The organism is Mesotoga sp. H07pep.5.4, from assembly GCF_003664935.1.
In the GTDB taxonomy this organism is placed as follows: domain Bacteria; phylum Thermotogota; class Thermotogae; order Petrotogales; family Kosmotogaceae; genus Mesotoga; species Mesotoga prima.
In genome coordinates this window covers 87,434-106,076 of the sequence record NZ_JFHM01000002.1, presented here as the reverse complement: position 1 = coordinate 106,076, position 18,643 = coordinate 87,434, and the positions used below count along the sequence as shown (strand labels likewise).

General features: G+C 48.1%; 13 protein-coding genes. 6 read left to right on the top strand and 7 right to left on the bottom strand.

What is annotated here, in order from left to right; translation table 11 throughout:
- The 4 genes from Y696_RS14160 to Y696_RS01155 form a co-directional block, all read left to right on the top strand.
- Nucleotides 1-202: hypothetical protein (locus tag Y696_RS14160; protein ID WP_220668782.1), on the top strand; the 202-nt coding region annotated here is incomplete at its 5' end.
- A gap of 606 nt (nucleotides 203-808) precedes the next feature.
- A complete protein-coding gene (locus Y696_RS01165) occupies nucleotides 809-2,005 on the top strand; it encodes an MFS transporter (RefSeq protein WP_121509620.1) in 1,197 nt (398 codons plus the stop codon).
- 1,686 nt (nucleotides 2,006-3,691) lie between these two features.
- Nucleotides 3,692-4,135, top strand: coding sequence for a type II secretion system protein (locus tag Y696_RS01160; RefSeq protein WP_121509619.1), 444 nt, complete (start codon nucleotides 3,692-3,694; stop codon nucleotides 4,133-4,135).
- Nucleotides 4,136-4,447: 312 nt separating this feature from the next.
- Nucleotides 4,448-5,770, top strand: coding sequence for an HD domain-containing phosphohydrolase (locus tag Y696_RS01155; RefSeq protein ID WP_183084169.1), 1,323 nt, complete (start codon nucleotides 4,448-4,450; stop codon nucleotides 5,768-5,770).
- 593 nt (nucleotides 5,771-6,363) lie between these two features.
- Here Y696_RS01155 and Y696_RS01150 read toward each other — a convergent pair.
- The 3 genes from Y696_RS01150 to Y696_RS01135 form a co-directional block, all read right to left on the bottom strand.
- Complete coding sequence (locus Y696_RS01150; RefSeq protein ID WP_121509617.1) at nucleotides 6,364-6,954, bottom strand: transposase; 591 nt, start codon at nucleotides 6,952-6,954, stop codon at nucleotides 6,364-6,366.
- A gap of 1,440 nt (nucleotides 6,955-8,394) precedes the next feature.
- Nucleotides 8,395-10,014: a cobalamin-dependent protein gene (locus Y696_RS01140; RefSeq protein ID WP_121509615.1), complete on the bottom strand. Its 1,620-nt coding sequence runs from the start codon at nucleotides 10,012-10,014 to the stop codon at nucleotides 8,395-8,397.
- A gap of 1 nt (nucleotide 10,015) precedes the next feature.
- Complete coding sequence (locus Y696_RS01135; protein WP_014730068.1) at nucleotides 10,016-11,095, bottom strand: NAD/NADP-dependent octopine/nopaline dehydrogenase family protein; 1,080 nt, start codon at nucleotides 11,093-11,095, stop codon at nucleotides 10,016-10,018.
- A gap of 282 nt (nucleotides 11,096-11,377) precedes the next feature.
- Between Y696_RS01135 and Y696_RS01130 the strand changes: the two genes are divergently transcribed.
- A complete protein-coding gene (locus Y696_RS01130; RefSeq protein ID WP_121509614.1) occupies nucleotides 11,378-12,802 on the top strand; it encodes an asparagine synthase-related protein in 1,425 nt (474 codons plus the stop codon).
- 23 nt (nucleotides 12,803-12,825) lie between these two features.
- Here the strand turns inward: Y696_RS01130 and Y696_RS01125 are convergent, their stop codons facing one another.
- From Y696_RS01125 to Y696_RS01110, 4 genes are all read right to left on the bottom strand, one after another.
- Nucleotides 12,826-13,674 (bottom strand): homoserine kinase, encoded by an 849-nt coding sequence (locus tag Y696_RS01125; protein ID WP_121509613.1) that lies wholly within the window; start codon nucleotides 13,672-13,674, stop codon nucleotides 12,826-12,828.
- Nucleotides 13,671-14,717, bottom strand: a complete 1,047-nt coding sequence (gene thrC / locus Y696_RS01120; RefSeq protein ID WP_121509612.1) for a threonine synthase — start codon at nucleotides 14,715-14,717, stop codon at nucleotides 13,671-13,673. The genes Y696_RS01125 and thrC overlap by 4 nt, the downstream gene beginning before the upstream one ends.
- Nucleotides 14,714-16,870 carry an aspartate kinase gene (locus Y696_RS01115; RefSeq protein WP_121509611.1) on the bottom strand — a complete coding sequence of 719 codons (2,157 nt, stop codon included), beginning with the start codon at nucleotides 16,868-16,870 and terminating at the stop codon, nucleotides 14,714-14,716. Before Y696_RS01115 ends, thrC begins: the two co-directional genes overlap by 4 nt.
- Nucleotides 16,871-17,710: 840 nt before the next feature.
- The gene (locus tag Y696_RS01110) at nucleotides 17,711-18,022 is read right to left on the bottom strand and encodes a thioredoxin family protein (RefSeq protein ID WP_121509610.1); all 312 of its coding nucleotides are present in this window, start codon (nucleotides 18,020-18,022) and stop codon (nucleotides 17,711-17,713) included.
- Between the two features lie 89 nt (nucleotides 18,023-18,111).
- Between Y696_RS01110 and Y696_RS01105 the strand changes: the two genes are divergently transcribed.
- A complete protein-coding gene (locus Y696_RS01105; RefSeq protein ID WP_259459820.1) occupies nucleotides 18,112-18,642 on the top strand; it encodes a CoA pyrophosphatase in 531 nt (176 codons plus the stop codon).
- Nucleotide 18,643 lies beyond the last annotated feature (1 nt).

Below are 18,643 nucleotides of genomic sequence, written 5' to 3'. Positions count from 1 at the left end.
CTTCATCTTGATCGTGCAGCAGTATTATAGAATAGTGTGTCGATTTCTTTCTGTAGGGGCGAACGGCTGTTCGCCCACGAGAGCTGATAAGGAAACAAGAGCAGCGGTTTCACAGATAGAAGATCCAGATCCTGTGCAGAAGCGCTCACAGGATGACGGCCATTCTATTTTCACGTCACTCAACTTCTTGTTGTTTTTCTGAGTGATTAGCCTACAGCGTTTCAAACAAGCGGTTCCTCCAGCGATAAGGGTCTTCATCTTGATCGTGCAGCAGTATTATAGAATAGTGTGTCGATTTCTTTCTGTAGGGGCGAACGGCTGTTCGCCCAAAAGAGCACTGATGAGGGAACCGAATAGGGGACCGACGAGCTCCTGACCGTCTGTCCCCGTCTATTCGTAAGTCCCTCATTGCGTCTTCCCGAATCTGATGTACCTCTGCACAAATCAATCCCTTTTTTTCTAGCTCTTCATGACCCGGTTTTGATAACCCGTTCTAGTTAACCCGCATCTTATCACCCGCTCTTTACGCTTTTGTCGGAGAACGGTTGACCGTTGACGGCTAATGATTATCAACTCTCTCTTCTTCTCGCGAGCGGAGCGAGCGTCTCGACATTACATTTTCTCGCTTAATCTTATCCAAGGATGGCTCTTCACAGCGATCAGCGTCTTCTAGCCAGCGTTCAGCGGATCTTGTGGCCCGCGAAGTGGAACTGGCCTGCGTCAGCAGACTGGCGAACTTAATCATCCCACAGAATCCTTCCAAAATGGTAATATATAGTAAGCAAATCTAACAAAGAAGGTCTTCCGGTTGAGAAAGAGAATCGTATTACTGCTGACTTATACATTCATTACCACGATAACCATCTCTATGTATCGTGTTGTCTATAATCTTTATCTGAGAGAAATCGGTTTCTCCAATGCCCTAATTGGCAACGTTACTTCTGCTCAACTGTGGGGCTCGGCGATCATTGGATTGCTCACAGCTGTTCTCGCGGATACTATTGGAAAGAAGAAGATCCTCTTTCTCTCTGCGGTCGTCGTTCCTGTTTCCGGAATAGCGCTAGCCTTTGTTGTCGACCCGACATTCATTCTCGTTTTGTCATTCATCAAAGGTGGTTTCACGGTAACTGCCTTTACAGTCGTAATGGCGACAATGACAAGCATAACAAAGACGGGAAACAGGGCAAGGGTCTTCGGTCTGAATTTCGGGATCAATATGGCAAGCGGAGTTATTGGTAATTTCATTGGCGGAGCCTTTGGAGATCTCTTTGGTCTTCAAACAACTCTGATAATCTCTATGGTCGCCCATCTGCCGGCAATCATACCTGTCATAAAGCTCGAAATGACGGAATCGAGATCCAGGTTGAAGGAACTCTTCAACTTTTCGGGGCTTCAGCCCGACCAGAGAAAGGTGCTTACCTACTACTTCATATCCACGGCAACTGTGGGTTTCGGAGCAGGGCTCTTCATTCACTTTGGAAATCTGATATTCAAAGACCTGTTTAACATGTCTGCAACCGGGATAGGAATAGCTTTGTCAATTGCGCAGCTTGGAACTGCAGCCGGCTCCACACTCTCGCACAAGCTGGGTAAACGCTTTGGAGCACTGAAGTTCAACCTGACAATGCAGTTGCTTGTTATCCCATTGATGCTCTCTCTAGTGATTGTGAGAGAGCCGATTCTTTTTACGATACTCTATGCCTTCAGATTCGTCTTCATGAACATAACCAACCCGATAATGACGTCAATAATATTTTCGTATGTTCCAGATTCGAAGCTATCAACAGTATCGGGAATCAACGGCTTTCTGAACAATACTGTCCGGGCCGTAGCTGCGATGATCTTCGGGTTAATAGTCGGTACTTCTATCAGCGGTTATACCGAGTTGTTTTTGCTGAGTACAGCGTTTTATGTGGCAAATGCTTTCATAATCTTCCTGTTCTACAGGGATTTCAAGAATGAACCGAGAGTTCTGGAACTGTATGATTCGAAGAGAACTGGGTGAAGTGCCGTTGTGGGTTGTCGGTTGTGGGTTGTAGGTGAAAACCAGAGCCATTGACGAGAGTTCTTCGAAGATCAATTATTATCTACGGTTCTTGGTTCTCATAATCTACCCCGAGGATCTCGTCATTACCCATAAGTCATGGAGCTAATGGGAAATAATATCATACTCCTTTCTCTCTCGACAATATACGCCGCATTTGGCTTCTGATATTTCTGATCCTAAATCCTCCCTTGAGGGAGCTTATCATTACCCATAAGTCAGGAAGTTTAAGACCATAAATGCGCTGGTTCTTGAGTGAATGCTGTGGTTGACTCCTAATGATCTTTATCTTAAATCCTCCCTCGAGGAAGGAGGGCCACGTAGTGGCGGAGGGTGTGCACTATAATGGTCTGCACAGTTTTGTGCGCCGAGATTCTGAGCAGGATCATCTCAGAATGACTTGACCGAGGGGAATAGCGACTACCCGAGTTACTCAAATCAACTTCTTACTCAATCATCTTGTGGAGTCTGCTCCAATGAGCCTGCCCTGAAATGCTCCTGTTCAGGGTTTCTGCGCAAGTCCTAAGTCTATGGTCTATCAGACCGACACTTTTGCTCCGCTATCATAACTCTTTCGGGCGAACAGCCGTTCGCCCCTACAAAAGAATTGCATAATCGTCTGGAATTGTCATCTGGTAGCATTTCGAATAGGGGACTGACGGGCTACTGACGTCTGTCCCCGTCTATTCCGAGAACTGATAACCCCAGACCCGGTTCTCCGTATGTGAGGTCCCTCTTTTCGCGTGGTTCTCTTTCGGGCGAACAGCCGTTCGCCCCTACAAAAGAACTGCATAATCGTCTGGAATTGTCATCCCGTAGCATTTCGAACAGGGGACTGACGAGCTCCTGACGTCTGTCCCCGTCTATTCCGCTAGAACCGACAACCCCAGACCCGGTTCTCCGTATGTGAGGTCCCTCTTTTCGCGTGGTTCTCTTTCGGGCGAACAGCCGTTCGCCCCTACAAAAGATTCGCATAATCGTCTGAAATTGCCATCTGGTAACAGTTTATCGTAAGTCCCTCATTGCGTCTTCCCGATGCTGACGGTTGACAGTAAGTGATTATAAACTCTCGTCTTCTCGCGAGCGGAGCGAGCGTCTCGACATGCTCTTTCTCGATTCATTGGCTATTCTGACGGCAAAGCGTGCCTCACTTCCACTGACGCTATTCACCGAATGTGAGTCCCACTTTTGCTCATTCAGTGAATCTCGTGTCGTTTAGTTTCTAATCTGCTCTTTCTAGTCTCTTATCTTCTTATGGAAATGACAGGCCGGGATAGCGGAAACCAGTTTCACCCTTTTTCCCTCAATAGTGAAACTAACTTCAATGATTTTTGCCTAACAGCAAAGACAGCATGTCCTCAAGATATCCAAGGCTTTTGAGATGTTATAACTATCAATCGCGAAGGGTTTCTCTTTCCCCTTGCTAGTAAGTTTCACATCGATTCATTATGCTTCTCTTGAGATTGTGAGTCACCAACTCATTAAATAAGGAAACGAAGAAAGTTTGTCATGCAACTCCCGAAAGGCAAATCGATAGATGGTTATAGAGACTAACGCTTCGAAAAAGGAACAAATCCCGCTTGATTCTGGCATAAGCTTGCTTTAGAATATCTGTTACTGAAACCACCAATTATTAGGAGGGGTATAATGAAAAACAGAAAAAGAGGATTTTCTCTGGTTGAACTACTCATCGTTCTCGCAGTTATCGCTGCATTGATCGCTACAATCACTCCGGTTGCAATGAATGCTATCAGGAAGTCACAAGCAACAAAGGTCGCACAGAATATTAAAACACTGGCAAGTGCGTTTGAGAACTATGTTTACGTGAACGATGGTGTACCATCACTTTCCCAAATAGGAAGGGACATTGATGACACAAAGTATTCAGTTTACTATTACACTCCTACCAGCGGTGTTTACAATGTGGCAGTTGTGACAACAGAGGATGCTTTCACAGAAACAGTTCAACAAATGCTTCAAGACGTGAGTTTCGGTACGTTCACAAAAGGATCATACGCAACCATTGTTGGTGCAAGTGATCTTGCTGGTTCTGCAAAATTCTATTATACGTTCACTTTCGACAAGTACTGATTCCTTACAATGCTTATTTCCAGCCCTCTTCGGAGGGCTTTTATTTTTTCAAGAGAGTATCTAAGGGAGATTTTGATTGACTGATTTGCACTCCCAAGACGAATATTTAGTTTAAAACGCTTCTATATTGTTTGAAACCATTTCCACATAATCTGTGCTTTTCAGCAAGTTGCTCTAAGACAGCTCGCATCAATAGCAAACGAATGATATAATTTTCGAAAGGACTTTTCGGGATGTTTAATGAGGGAGCTCTGCATACGCACAGTTTTTCTTAATCCGATTGGCATAGTGTTAGTCCGCCGGGGAAATGATATGCGAGACGAGGAAATGAGCAGATCATCTGGTTTTGAAGAGGTAAGTCAGAGAATTCAGTCAACGCGCATGAAAAGAAGTGAAGGCTCTACAGTAGATCTAGTCTGCAAAATATCAAGTATTGTAAACCACTGCAGCGACCGTAATAAGCTGTCTGAAAGAATACGAGATAGTCTTATGGAAACGCGCGGTTATCTCGATGCGAAAATCTTCTTTAGCGATGAGATCATTTATTATGTGGATTCGAGCAGTCAGATAGTTAATCATTCATACGATTATTCTCCGACCGAAAATATACCTGCTTGCGCCCGCGATTTTCTGAAGAGCGACAAACTACTCTCAATCGATTCTGCCTGTAAAGAACACGACTGCCCACTTAAGTCATCGAAATTGGAGAACGAGCATAGGTTCTCATTCAAACTGGAAACAGAAGAGAAGACCTATGGGGTCCTCTGCGTTAATACTTTGGAGCATTTGGCAATGGACAGTGAAGAGTTTCAGCTTCTGAAATGGATTTCAAGCGAAATCGCATATGCTCTAAAGAGAATCGAAAGAGAGGATTATCTAAAGACTGCGAAGGGAGAGCTTCAGAAAAGCAAGAAGAGTCTAAGAAATCTGTTCAACGAGAATTTAGCAGTTATGATCGTTCTCGATCCAGAAACTCGAAGATTCTTGAACGCCAACGATGCCGCTCTGAATTTCTACGGCTGGGATAAGGAAACTCTTCTGTCGAAACGCATTGAAGATGTAAATACTCTTCCTGCGGAAACACTTGCCGAAGAAATGAAGAAGGCTTTCAATAGGGAAAAGATAAAGTTCGATTTCAAACATAGACTTGCAGACGGCTCTGTGAAAGACGTAGAGGTATTCAGCAAGAGGGTGGAAATAGATGGACATGATCGAATACTTTCGATTATCCACGACGTGACGGATCGAAAGGTTGCCGAGAGGGAACTTCAAAGAACCGTGGAAGAACTGAAAAAGATTACTCTTACCGTCATTAACGCGCTTGAAGTGACTATGAATCTGCGGGATCCTTACACCGCGGGTCACCAGGCAAGGGTAACCGCACTGGCAATGGCAATAGCCGAGAGACTGTCTCTCGATGAAGAGAGACTGGATGCGCTTCGTTTCGCTTCGATGATCCACGACGTCGGAAAGATAAAGGTTCCGTCGGAGATTCTGAACAAACCGGGAAAGCTGAACAGGCTTGAGTTCGCAATGATCAAGGAACATCCTCTGGTTGGCAGAAATCTCTTCACGGAAGTTGATTTCAAAGTTCCCATATCGGAAATCATCTACCAGCATCATGAACGTTTTTGAGAAACCGTGGTACGTGGTAGCAGGTAGGCGGTTCGTAAGAACAAGAGAAACTGGTTGACCGTTGAAAGGTTCTCCGTTCTCAGAAAAGAACGGTTACAAGTTCCAAGTTGTGAGTTGCATGTGCGAGTAAATTCGATCCAAACGGATGTAGGGGCGTGCGGCGGCACGCCCGCTATTAAGGATCAATCTTCCCAAGGATAGAGATCGTCCTCTTCAATAGTTGAACGAACCAAATTATAGCCAGAAGCATACCAGAATGACCTGAAGGGCTGTCATCCCGAACTTGTTTCGGGATCTGCTCTTCTGAAGACGTGGTTATGAATGGCAGGTAGGGGGTTGAAAAGAACGGAATAAGACGCAAGGCGCCGAAAAGCATCGGCGGACGCAAGGCTGGGAAGAACATCCCAGGTCGCAATGCTGGCAAAGATCGCACCAGGACGCAGTGCCCGCTTCGCGGGGAAAGAGCCGATTTTCGCTTTTGAGATAACTCGTGCGTTGAGAAGAGCAGTTCCAAGTTGTGAATTGCATGTGCGAGTAAATTCGATCCAAACGGATGTAGGGGCGTGCGGCGGGACGCCCGCTATCAATAATGATCAATCTTCCCAAGGGTATAGATCGTCCTCTTCAATAGTTGAACGAACCTGACTTGTCTTTCTGTTGGGATTCTCTCTGTCTATCTGCCATCTCAAGGGGTTATTCTCAATGTACTCACGAATTCGATTCAGTTCTTTCTCGCTGCGGATGACATGTTCATAGTAATTTCGTTGCCAAATAGATTTCCCGGGTGTGCCGCGCAGTTTGTTCGCTCGAACCGTTACAGCTGCTTTGAAGCCTGAGACGAAAGAACCAATCGCCTTTGGTTTCATAGTTCTTCTTTCTGCTTCCAAACAGTTGCTTACAATCTCCCTTTCGCCTCCATGTATCGCTACAATCCCGTGCAGGTGATTTGGCATTATCACAAACGCATCTACTTCGATTTCCTTTCTGACTTCTGCAGATCTTAGCCACTCTTCAACAACGATTTTGCCAATGCTACTCAAGATTACTCTGCCATCAACCATGGCTCCCAACAAACATTGCCTACGATGCGTACATATTGTCAAGAAATATGCTCCGGTTCTAGAATAATCATACTCCTTCAGTCTAATTGACCGCCTTTTGACAAGTCTTTCATTGTGTTCCAAAACGCAACCCTCCGAGATCTTTTTGCGCTCACGGGCGAACAGCCGTTCGCCCCTACAAAAGGAAATCGACACACTATTCTATAATACCGCTGCACGATTAAGAACGAAGACCCTTATCGCTGGGAGAACCCCTTGTTTGAAACGTTTTAGGCTTATCGCTCAGAAAAACAATAAGAACGACATCTTAAGTCACTCATACCGACCCCTTACTTTGTTATCCTCGTGCTTCTGCACAGGACCTGGGTGTATTATCTGTGAAACTGCCGCTCTTGTTCCCTTAACAGTACTCTTTTGGGCGAACAGCCGTTCGCCCCTACAAAAGGAAATCGACACACTATTCATAATACCGCTGCACGATTAAGAACGAAGACCCTTATCGCTGGAAGAACCGCTTATTTGAAACGTTTTAGGCTTATCGCTCAGAAAAACAATAAGAACGACAACCCAAGTCACTCATACCGACCCCTTACTTTGTTATCCTCGTGCTTCTGCACAGGACCTGGGTCTATGGTCTATCAGACCGTTACTTTTGTTCCGCTATCATTACTCTTTTGGGCGAACAGCCGTTCGCCCCTACAGAAAGAAATCGACACACTATTCTATAATACCGCTGCACGATTAAGAACGAGGACCCTTATCGCTGGAAAAACCGCTTGTTTGAAACGATGTAGGCTTATCGCTCAGAAAAACAATAAGAAATGCATGATTCTGAATCGGATCACAGATCAAGAGTATCGTCTACCGGCTCTTCACTTTCTTCCTGGCGCGGAAGCGCCAGCATCACTTCCTGCGGTAGTACCATATCTTTTTCTCCTCTTGCTCGAAGTGCAGAGAATCGTTTACGGTGAATCTGCAAATGTCTCCCGCCGAAGGCGAGACTGGCTTCTATTGGATTAGATGGGGACGTCAGGAGCTCGTCAGTCACCTGTGGCTCTTGTTTCCTAATCAGTACTCTTTTGGGCGAACAGCCGTTCGCCCCTACAAAAGAACTGCTTAATCGTCCGGAATTGTCATCTGGTAGCAGTTTATCATAAGTCCCTCACTGCGTCTTCCCAAAGCAAATGTGCCTTTGCACAAATCAAAACCTTTTTTCGAGTTTTCACAACCCGGTTTTGATAACCCGTTCTTGCTAACCCGCTTCTTATAACCCGCTCTTTACGCTTTGTCAGAGGACGGTAGACCGTTGACGGTCAATGATTATAACTCTCGTCTTCTAGCAAGCGATCAGCGGCTCTTTGCCCGCGCAGCACGACTGGCTTCAAATCGCCTCCTGCCGAAGGCAGCATTGCGACCTGGGCTGTTCTTGCCCAGCCTTGCGTCCCGGCATGTTCTTCGCCGGCATTGCGACCGCCGATACTTTTCGGCGCCTTGCGTCTGATTATAGTAACATCACTTCCCCGCAAAGCGGGCCTCACTTCCGCCGACGATCTTCAGCGCATTTCAATCCTTATTTGCACCTGACAAAGCGGAAAGTCTATCGGTTTCGTCTATCTTCTTTCCTTCCTCGTCAACCGCGCAGGACTGGCCGTCGACTATCGCGGTCCTGACGGCGCCTTTGGCGACCGACATTTTGCTGAGTCCAGGCGCATCAAGAATTCCCGTCTTTACGGCCGTGTATATTGTCTCGGGCGAGGTGAGCTCACCCGTCTTGACCTTTTCCATCGCATCTATTATTACTTTACATTCACTCTTCAAATACTCTTTGTGTTCATGAATCTCCTTGTCCTGTCTGAAGTCAGGAAGACCCTTGATCGCTTCATTTATCGCCTGTTTGGCCATCTTTACACTTTCGATGATTTCGACGTCGGTTGCTCTTCTCGTCGCTTCGCAGTATGCAACTACGTGAACTATGTCCGGGTCAATATTCATGGCAGTGTAGACAGATGAAACAAGCTGGCCCCTAGCCATATCTGGGTCTGCAGGAAGCGACATGAGCCCGGGTCTTACCATCGTGACAACGGCGAAGCTTTCATCCTCAAGAGACTCTATAAGTTCCTTCTTCGCCAGCGCCTTCGCCAAATCCATCTTCGGTGAGATCCCCGGGGGCGTGTTGAACATGTACTGAGCCACGTAGACCTGCACACCGAGTCGCTTGGCAGTCATCGCTGCAAGATAGGCAGTAGCAACCTCTACGGCAGCGTGGCAGTATCTGAGCGCCCACTGATGGGCCTCGTTTATCTCCACCGGGATTCCCTTTCCTCCATTCCAGGCGATTGCCGCCTGATTGTCTCTTATTGCCTCCAGAAGTTCACGATCTGATCTCCCGTCGAGCTGAGAGTACCAGGTAATGGGTATCGCGGCCCACGCGTTGTTCAAGGTTTCTTTAAAGAGAAGGGAGAATTTCAGGAGGTCTCTCGTTCCAGAATAACACCTCATCAATGGATAGTTACCGGTCCTGCTGGCAGCATACATCCTTTCAAAATCCTCTCGTTTTCTGAAAGGCGCGCCCCCCGCCCCGTCTTCCGAGGAGATCATATTCTCCTGTTGAAAGAACCACTGCTGGCAGTTCTGGTCCGGAGCCAGTGAGATGATATCCAGCAAGCCCGATTCAGCAAGCTTTCTGACGGCTTCCTCTGTTGCATCGACCGTCTCAAGCCCTATGTGATGTCTTATCAATGGATATGGCTTTTTGGAGGCGATTCTTTCGAGAAGTGTCTGAGGATAGTCGACCTCTCCCTTTTCGTCCGTCTTGCCCCTGAGAAACATCGCAACTTCTTCCGGCATCTCGCTGCCGTCAAAGACCTTCTCGAAGAGGCCGCTCTTTTCAGCCACCTCGGCCGTCTCGACCGTTCCACCGAAGATCAGTCTCTTTTCTATTCCTCTGTTTTCCAGGGAGACTTTCAGTTCTCGGAGGAGCTGCTCGCAGGACTCTTTTCCCAGCCTGTAACTTACGGCCACTATGTCCGGCGACGCCTCTTCTATGCTGTCTAGCAGTTTGTCGATGCCTATCACGCTTCCAATGTAGATCGTTTCATAGCCTTCATTACGCGCCAAGTTCAAGAAGTTAAGAATTCCCGCTGTGTGAATATCGCTTCCAATGGCCCCTGCTAGTATCTTCATATCAGGTCCCTTCCTCGACATACCTGGTCAATTCTTCTACGGACATTTCGTCGACGCCGAGGCTCACAAGATTTCTTCCTTCCTTCCAGAAGTCTCTCCCCATTACTGCCCCGGCTATGCTTATTATCGAATCCATGACTCTCGTATCCACTCCAAGTTCTCTTCCAAAGCAGCTCATAGGCACCAGACTCATAGGCACGTCTTCCATAATGTACCTGTTCTCAATACTTATAGGCGCCATGATTCCCCTGTAGCCTTCGTTGCTATGGATGGCCGCATAGAGATCTTCACCCTTTACGTCATAGGCGTAATCAAGCCACTCCTTCGCACCCATGGCTTCCACGCCAAGTTTCCTTGTTACTTCGCAGCGCTCTTCGTCCAGAGCCTCCAGAACTCTCGCAACCGATGGGCTAATCCCCTCAAGATAGAATTGGAAGTCTCCATGCTTCGTCTCAATCCAGCCGGCGTTCATGAGAATCGCGCCGGGATGAAAGACTGCGCCAATATTGTTGAAGCTAGTGTAGAGAACGTTTTTTGCCAGTGTGAACTCGGGCATGATCTCGCTGATGATTGGAAATACGGACTCGTTATCCTTTGAGGGAAGTACTGAAATAGGAACGGCATTCTTAATCCTGAATATTCTCACCATTCCAGGGCCCGAAATTCTTGAAGCAAAGACGAAGGTCTGAGCCTCGGCGATCACGGCCTTTTCTCTAACTCCCTTTTCTCTGAAGATCTTGTCGAATTCCAGCGCTCCGCCCGTTCGCCCTGGGTTCAAAACAACTATCTGACCTTCGCCGATACATTCGGCCAGTTTTTCGGCGATTTTTGCATGAGCAAAGGCCGGCACAACAACCATGATAGCTTCGGCACCCTCAATCGCCTTCTTCATATCTGTACCAACGTATCTAAGCTTTGCTTTGCCCTCTGACTCGCCTTCGACTCTTATCTTTCTTTCTAAGAGTAATGGTGAGATTCGTTTCTGACTTCTGTTGTATAGCGAGACATCGTGGCCCCTCATGGCTAGAACGGCAGAAAGGGCCTGTCCACCATTTCCCGCACCAATAACAGCTATCTTCATACAACACCTCCTTAGACCCCCATTCAGAAATAAAAATATGGAAAATAACAGAGAACAAGAATTCCCTTGCTTTATCTTACTTGTATTTTCATTATACAGGAGACTTTTTTGTGAACTAAGTGAAGGGGGAGTGTCACGCTATTCATGGGGAATGACTGCACATGGCTCTGGAGATAAATTTCAACAATTTTCACCATGTTATAATAGTAATGGAGCGTCACTATGATTCTAAGTACTGGGATTCTGAAACATGCATGGACACTAGGAATGGAGGTATTTGAAATGAGTGGAATTGTTGTCACCCTTAAACCTGAGAGAAAAATGATAGAAGGCTCTCTTTCTTACTTGAGACACAGGGGAAGCAAAACGAGAGTTCTAAAAACCCGGGGAGAGGCGAGCATGGGAGCGGTGGTAAGCAATGCCTTTGACGAAAACATGATAGTTTTCGAAGGAACGAGGGAAAGCGTTGTCTTCGACGGTATCCTCAGAAACTTCCCCGGGGAGGTCTGGCCGCGAAGGATTCTCGAGCTTTACAAGGAAAACCGTTCGGGATTTTTAAACGAGCTGGATGGTTCTTTCGCTTTCGCTATAGATACAGATGACGAAACCTTTGTCGCCCGGGATCCTCTGGGCCTGAAGCCTCTTTACTACGGGCGCTGTAACGGTGGAATCGCCTTCGCTTCGGAACTGAAGGCCCTTACTCCCTTCTGCAGTGATGTACAGGTCTTTCCGCCCGGCCACTTTTTCTCTTCTAACGAAGGCTTCAGTGAGTACTCCTCACTTGAAGACCTGTTGACCGAAAGACAAGTAAAAAGTGAAGAAGAGGCGGCGAAACGTCTCAGGACTTCTCTCGAAAGGGCTGTCGACAACAGAATGACGGCGGTCAAATCCGAGCCGATAGTATTCCTCAGCGGAGGGCTGGACAGCAGCTGTATAGCTGCCGTTGCAAGCAAACTGAACGGTTCTTTGAAGACGTTTACCGTAGGAAGCGAAGAGGGGAAAGATCCGGCGTTCGCCAAGGAGGTCTCCCGGTATTTAGGCACGGATCACAGGGAATACACTTACGATTTCAAAGAGATGCTTGAAGTCCTTCCGCACGTAATTTATCATCTCGAGTCGTTCGATCCTCCCCTTGTGAGGAGTGCGATACCGAATTATATAGTATCGAAGATGGCCGCAGAGGAAGACAGTTCTTTCGTCCTGATGGGGGAAGGAGCCGATGAGCTCTTCGCCGGCTACGAGTATATGAAGGAGCTTCCCTCTGCAGAATCCGTGGATGAAGAGTCCTTGAGAATAACGAAAAACGGCTATCTTTCGGGCTTCCAGCGAAACGATAGGATGGCTCTTGCTTTCGGGATCGAATTCGATGTTCCCTTCATGGACCCAAATGTAGTTGATCTTGCCTTCTCGATTCCAGTGGACTGGAAGATCCACGGGCCTGAAAAGACTGAGAAATGGATTCTTCGCAAGGCCTTCGAAAACGATCTTCCTGAAAGCGTAGTCTGGCGGAAAAAGAGCAAGTTCAGCGTCGGGTCGGGATCGTCTCATATCATGAAGGAGTACGCCGAGGAGGCTATAAGCGACTCAGAATTCGAACGCGAAAGGCAAAACAACGGAATCAGGTCCAAAGAGGAGCTTCTGTATTACCGGATATTCGACGAGCAGTTCCCCTGCAGAGGAGCCGCGGACACTGTTTACAGAAGTTGACCCGGCTCACGTCTTTAACTATCTTACATTTCGACTATGAAGGGTTCGTTCGCCGGTGAAGTTCTAATTACGGCCTCGAGATACGGGAAGCCTCCGGTATCTTCGAGATCGCAACAGATGGACGATCCCGAACCGCTGACAAACCAGTAACCCGGATTCCTTTCTTCTATCCTATCGACAAGTTCCTTCATTCTGGGATCGCTGTCTATCCTGTAAGACTGGTGGATAAAGTCTTTTGTGTATTTCAATGCTCCCGCGAAATCGCCCTTGGAGGCTTTGGAAATGAACTGAGAGACATTCTTTATGTTCCCCAGAGCATCTTTGAAGGGAATCGAATCGGGAAGCGCCTTTCTCATTGCCTCTGTAGAAAGCTTGAACTCAGGCACAAGAAAGGTCAATCTGTGATCGGGCATTTCAAACTTCTCGTAGTCTAGCCTCGAGCCGTCATAGTAGGATACGGTGAGGCCGCCAACCATACACGGGACGATGTTATCGGGATGACCTTCGATCTCCGTTCCGATTTCGAGAAGCGCATCAGTGGGAATCCTTCCTCCGGTCATTATGTTCGAGATGAACAGCGCGGAGGCGATCGCAGCGGCGCTCGAGCCAAGCCCGCGGGCCGGCGGTATCTCGCACTCCTGTATAATCTTGAGGGCCGGAACTCTCTTGCCGGTCTCTTTCTCAAATCTTTCTATCGCGTTTCTGAAGGTCTCCGCGGCATCCCCTATCTCCAGACCATACCTGCCGATAGAATGCACCTTAAAGCGGTTCGCCTTTTCGAACTGAACCGTATTATGAAGCTTCAACGCCATTCCGACGACGTCGAATCCGCTCCCCATATTTGCCGTCGTGGCAGGCGCCTTCAGTCTCACTTCAAGCCCGCCTCTTTCAGAACTACCTCGAGATCATTCTCAACCACAAGAGGCCTGTCTACAGACTTCAAGACTGCATCGGGATCCTTAAGTCCGTTTCCGGTAAGTGTGCAGACGGCAATATCACTTGCTTCAAAAAGACCCTCTCGCGCCTTCCTGAGAAATCCGCCGAAGGAAGCCGCAGAGGCTGGTTCGCAGAAGACGCCCTCCGCGCTGGCCAGGAGTTTCTGAGCGTGAAGGATCTCTTCGTCTGTCAGTGCCTCGATAACGCCTCCCGACTCGTCTCTTGCAGCAACTGCCTTTTTCCAGCTTGCGGGATTGCCGATTCTAATAGCTGTCGCGATGGTCTCGGGATGATCGAAGACTCTATCATATACGATAGGGGCCGCCCCCTCTGCCTGAAAGCCCATCATTCTGGGAAGGGATTCCGACAGTCCCTTCTCACGGTACTCCCTGTAGCCCATCCAGTAAGCGGAAATGTTGCCCGCGTTTCCCACAGGGATGAAGTGATAATCCGGGGCACGTCCCAAAACATCTATGATCTCGAAGGCGGCCGTTTTCTGACCTTCTAGTCTGTAAGGATTTAGACTGTTCACGAGCGTAACGGGATAGTTCTCAGAGATCTTCTTGGCCAGTTCAAGGCAGTTATCGAAATTCCCGTCTATCTGGATTACCTTTGCCCCGTAGATCATTGCCTGCGCCAGCTTCCCTATGGCGATCTTACCCTCGGGAATTAGAATTATCGATTTCAGGCCGGTCCGGGCGGAGTACGCCGCCGCAGAGGCAGAGGTGTTCCCTGTCGAGGCGCAGATAACCGCTCTTGAGCCTTCTTCGATCGCTTTTGCAATTGCAAGGACCATCCCCCTGTCTTTGAAGGAGCCCGTCGGATTTGCGCCCTCATACTTCACATAGACTTTCACCCCGTACTGTTTGCTTATGTTCTCAAGGTAGATCAAGGGAGTGTTCCCTTCTAGAAGCGTTATTTTTGGAGTCTTCGGTGTTATAGGCAGGAACTTCTCATAACTCTCTATGACTCCCTTCATATGATCTCCTCCAGGTTGAAGGCGCTGTGAATGGCGTTCACGGCAAGACTCACTTTCTTGTTGTCTATTACGACGGAAATCCTGCTGTTGCTCGCACTGATCATGTCAATGTTGATGCCCTCGTTAGCAAGTGTCTCGAAGAGCGTCGCCGCAATAGCGGGAGTGGCAGTAAGGTTTACTCCGACAATAGAGAGTTTTGCGATGGCTCCTTCGACGGTGATTTCTCTAGCTTCGCTCCTCGACTTAAGTACGTCTTGCTTCAGCTTTTCGAGATCGCTTGCCTGGATAGTGAAGGCCATCGTGTTGTAATCCCCGCTTCTCATACTCTGTATTATCATGTCGATGTTGACGTTCTGCTCGGCAAGGGTCTTCAGAACTCTCGCCGCTATTCCCGGTCTGTCAGGCACCTCCTGCAGAACGACTTTCACGATATCCTGATCCGAAGTCACTGCTCTCACAATAGGCTGTTCCACTTTTGATCTCCTCCATATAAGCGTGCCTCTCGCACTGGTGTGCGCGTTTTTCACAAGCACCTTTATATCATACTTCCTTGCGAATTCCGATGCTCTGCTTTGAAGAACCTGAGCACCCTGCTTCGAAAGCTCTATCATCTCTTCCCAAGATATCTCTTTTATCGGCCTTGCATTGGGAACTATCCTCGGGTCGGCCGAATAGACGCCGTCCACATCCTTATATATTTCGCACAGCTGCGATCCCAGCGCCTTTGCAAGAACGACGGCGGTCAGATCCGATCCTCCCCTGCCGAGTGTCGTGATCTCTCCGGAGAATGTGGACCCCTGGAAGCCTGCAACAACCGGAACGTAGCCGTTCTTCAGATATCTGTTTATAAGGTCGGCATCTATCCCGACGATTCTCGCGTTCGAGAAGTTCGAATCTGTCTGTATCCTCGCCTGATTACCGGAAAGGGAGATCGATTTCATTCCAAGCTCTTGGATCGCCATCGCTACAAGGGCTATCGACTTCTGCTCGCCTGTCGCTAGAAGCATGTCCATCTCTCTTCCGTTTGGCTTGTCTGAAATCTCTCGGGCAAGTTCGTGAAGCGTATCTGTTTCAAAACCCATTGCCGATACAACGAGAACGGGTTTGACGCCGCTCAGAACCTTTCGCTGGACCCGCTGCGCCACATCCTTTATCTTCTCCGGCGTGTCAACTGAAGTCCCGCCAAATTTCATAATCACAACGGAATTGCTCTGCTTCTCCGCATATCTCGACGCCCTCAGAATGTCAGAGATGATAGCCGTTGCGGTCGGCTGGGCTCCCGCGCCCTCGCCCCTGAGAAGAAATCTTCCAGAAAGATCCGTTTCAACTTCTATGGCGTTCTCGACACCGTCTACGCTCCACAGTGGATCGTCTCTTTCAACTTCCTGCGGCTGAACTGAAGCCCTCTCCCTTTCGAAGTCGATTGTCCCGATCAATTTGAGCTTTTTCCCTGCGGTCGCTGCTCTCTCAAGATCGCTTTTCTCTATTCCTTCGATGCCCTTTGTTTCAATCGTGGAAATACCGGGGAAGACGCCTGTTTTGACGCCGGTGAGCACCGACAGCTTATATGCAGCATCGAAGCCTTTCACATCGCTCGATGGATCGGCTTCCGCATAACCCTTTTCCTGAGCAATCTTCAGAGCCGAAGCGTAGTCCCTTCCCTTCTGCATCTCGGAAAGTATGAAATTCGTTGTCCCATTCAGAATACCCCGAATGCGTTTGATTCCATGGAAGATGAGATAGTCCTCCAGAAGAGAGATGATAGGAATACCCCCGCCGACGGCCGCTTCGAAGAATAGGCTCTTGATCGGAGAACTGTTCATGAATTCGTTGCCAAATTCCGAAATAAGCATCTTGTTGGCCGTCACAACCGTTCTATTCAGCTCGAGAGACTGCTTTACAAGCTTTCTGGCGGCTTCAGTCCCGCCAATCGTCTCAACAACTATATCGCTGTTTATAATAAGATCCTCGAAATCCTCCGCGATCAGATCGGAAGGAATTCCCAGCTTCTCGTACTTGCTGTGAGTTCTCGTAATGACCTTGGAGACGACGCATCTTCTTCCCGACCTCTTTTCGATCTCGTCTCCCTTATCCGAAAGAGTCGCGTAGACACATGACCCGACTGTGCCGAGTCCGGCAATTCCGATTCTCAACTTGGTGCACCCCCTCCTGAAGCTCTGAAGCCACTATCAATCAAAAGTATACACCGCAAAGACGTGGTCGGTGGTAGCAGTTAGGGGGTTGGAAAGGACAAAGAATCAGTTCCAAGTTGTGAGTTGCATGTGAGAATAAATTCGACCCAAACGGATGTAGGGGCGTGTGGCGGCACGCCCGCTATTAAGGATCAATCTTCCCAAGGGTAGAGATCGTCCTCTTCAATAGTTGAACGAACCTAGAGATTCTGGCCAGAAGCGTGCCAGAATGACCTGAAGGACTGTCATCCCGAACCTGATCTGAGATCTGGGTTTTTGAGAAACCGTGGTCGGGGATAGCGGGTTGGAAAGAACAAAGGATCAGTTACAAGTTGTGAGTTGCATGTGCGAATAAATTCGATCCAAACGGATGTAGGGGCGTGCGGCGGCACGCCCGATATCAATAATGATCAATCTTCCCAAGGGTAGAGATCGTCCTCTTCAATAGTTGAACGAACCAAATTCTGGCCAGAAGCGTGCCAGAATGACCTGAAGGACTGTCATCCCGAACTTGTTTCGGGATCTCGTTCTTGATCTTATCCAAGGATGGCTCTTGACAGCGATCAGCCATCATCGTCTTCCAGTAACCGGATCTTTCAGCGTCCAGCGGCTCTTTCCTTGCGAAGTTTTACTACCTTCTATTGCAGTAGATGGGGACGACGTCAGGAGCTCGTCAGTCCCCTATTCGTTTCACAGCGATCAGCGGCTCTTGTGGCCCGCGAAGCGGAACTGGCCTTGCCGAAGGCGAGGCTGGCCAGGCGAAGACTGAGTGGCCTGCGTCAGCAGAATGGCTTTCAAACGCTATCCCTCTGTTTCGTCTATTTCGTGGAGAAATTCGATTACTTCTTCCAGAGAGAAGTACCTGCTCCACCTTTTCTGCTCTCTACCGTCCGTTTGCACTACAATCGTTGGGACAGTGAATACCGAGTATTCAGAAGCAACGGCGGGATTCTCAACAGTGTTTATCTTGAAGAACTTCCATGAAGGAAAATCCTTCTCGACTGCCACCAGTTTCGTCTCTATGGCAGTGCAGACACCGCAACCGGGACTGAAGAAATCTATCAGAACCAGTCCGGTAACTTCTCTCAACTCTCTCAGTGTAACCTCCTTCACTTCATCGCCTCCTAAAAGCATTATAATGGATAATAATAGTAGAATATGCGCGAGGTGGAGTCTTGTATTCAGAGGATCATAAAACGGCCGTGTTTGTACCTATTGTGAAGATCTGCGGAGATTACCATTTGCTTCTTACAAGGAGGTCGACCAGGATAAGTCATCCGGGGCAGATCAGTTTCCCGGGGGGACACAGAGAAGAGAACGAGACGCTTCTTGAATGCGCCGTAAGGGAAATGAAGGAAGAGATCGGTGCTCTTCCCTCTTCGCTTGACGAGATCTACCCGCTGAATGTCAGCACAACCGTCACCTCTGGCAAGGTAATCACATCATTCCTTGGATTTATTGACGATCTGAAGTTCAGGATCAACAAGAATGAAGTGGAGGACATTGTCTTTCTTTCCGTTAAGTCTCTGATCATGAATGCTCCCGAACCTATCATAATGCCGAACGGGAAGAGAACAATCAGATACCGTTTCCCCGGCTTCGTGGTCTGGGGAGCAACGGCAAGGATAATTGAAGCATCTATTGAAAGAATTATCGAGATCATAGAGAATCGTGGCAGCGGAAAATCGGACTATCTTAATGATCATGAAGTAATACATATAAGAGAGGAGTGAT

Excerpts from the sequence above, each read along its gene's own strand:
- Y696_RS01140 (WP_121509615.1), bottom strand. The coding sequence starts at position 10,014 with ATGAAGATACTAGCAGGGGCCATTGGAAGCGATATTCACACAGCGGGA.
- Y696_RS01160 (WP_121509619.1), top strand. The coding sequence starts at position 3,692 with ATGAAAAACAGAAAAAGAGGATTTTCTCTGGTTGAACTACTCATCGTT.
- Y696_RS01135 (WP_014730068.1), bottom strand. The coding sequence starts at position 11,095 with ATGAAGATAGCTGTTATTGGTGCGGGAAATGGTGGACAGGCCCTTTCT.
- thrC (WP_121509612.1), bottom strand. The coding sequence starts at position 14,717 with ATGAAGGGAGTCATAGAGAGTTATGAGAAGTTCCTGCCTATAACACCG.
- Y696_RS01155 (WP_183084169.1), top strand. The coding sequence starts at position 4,448 with ATGCGAGACGAGGAAATGAGCAGATCATCTGGTTTTGAAGAGGTAAGT.
- Y696_RS01130 (WP_121509614.1), top strand. The coding sequence starts at position 11,378 with ATGAGTGGAATTGTTGTCACCCTTAAACCTGAGAGAAAAATGATAGAA.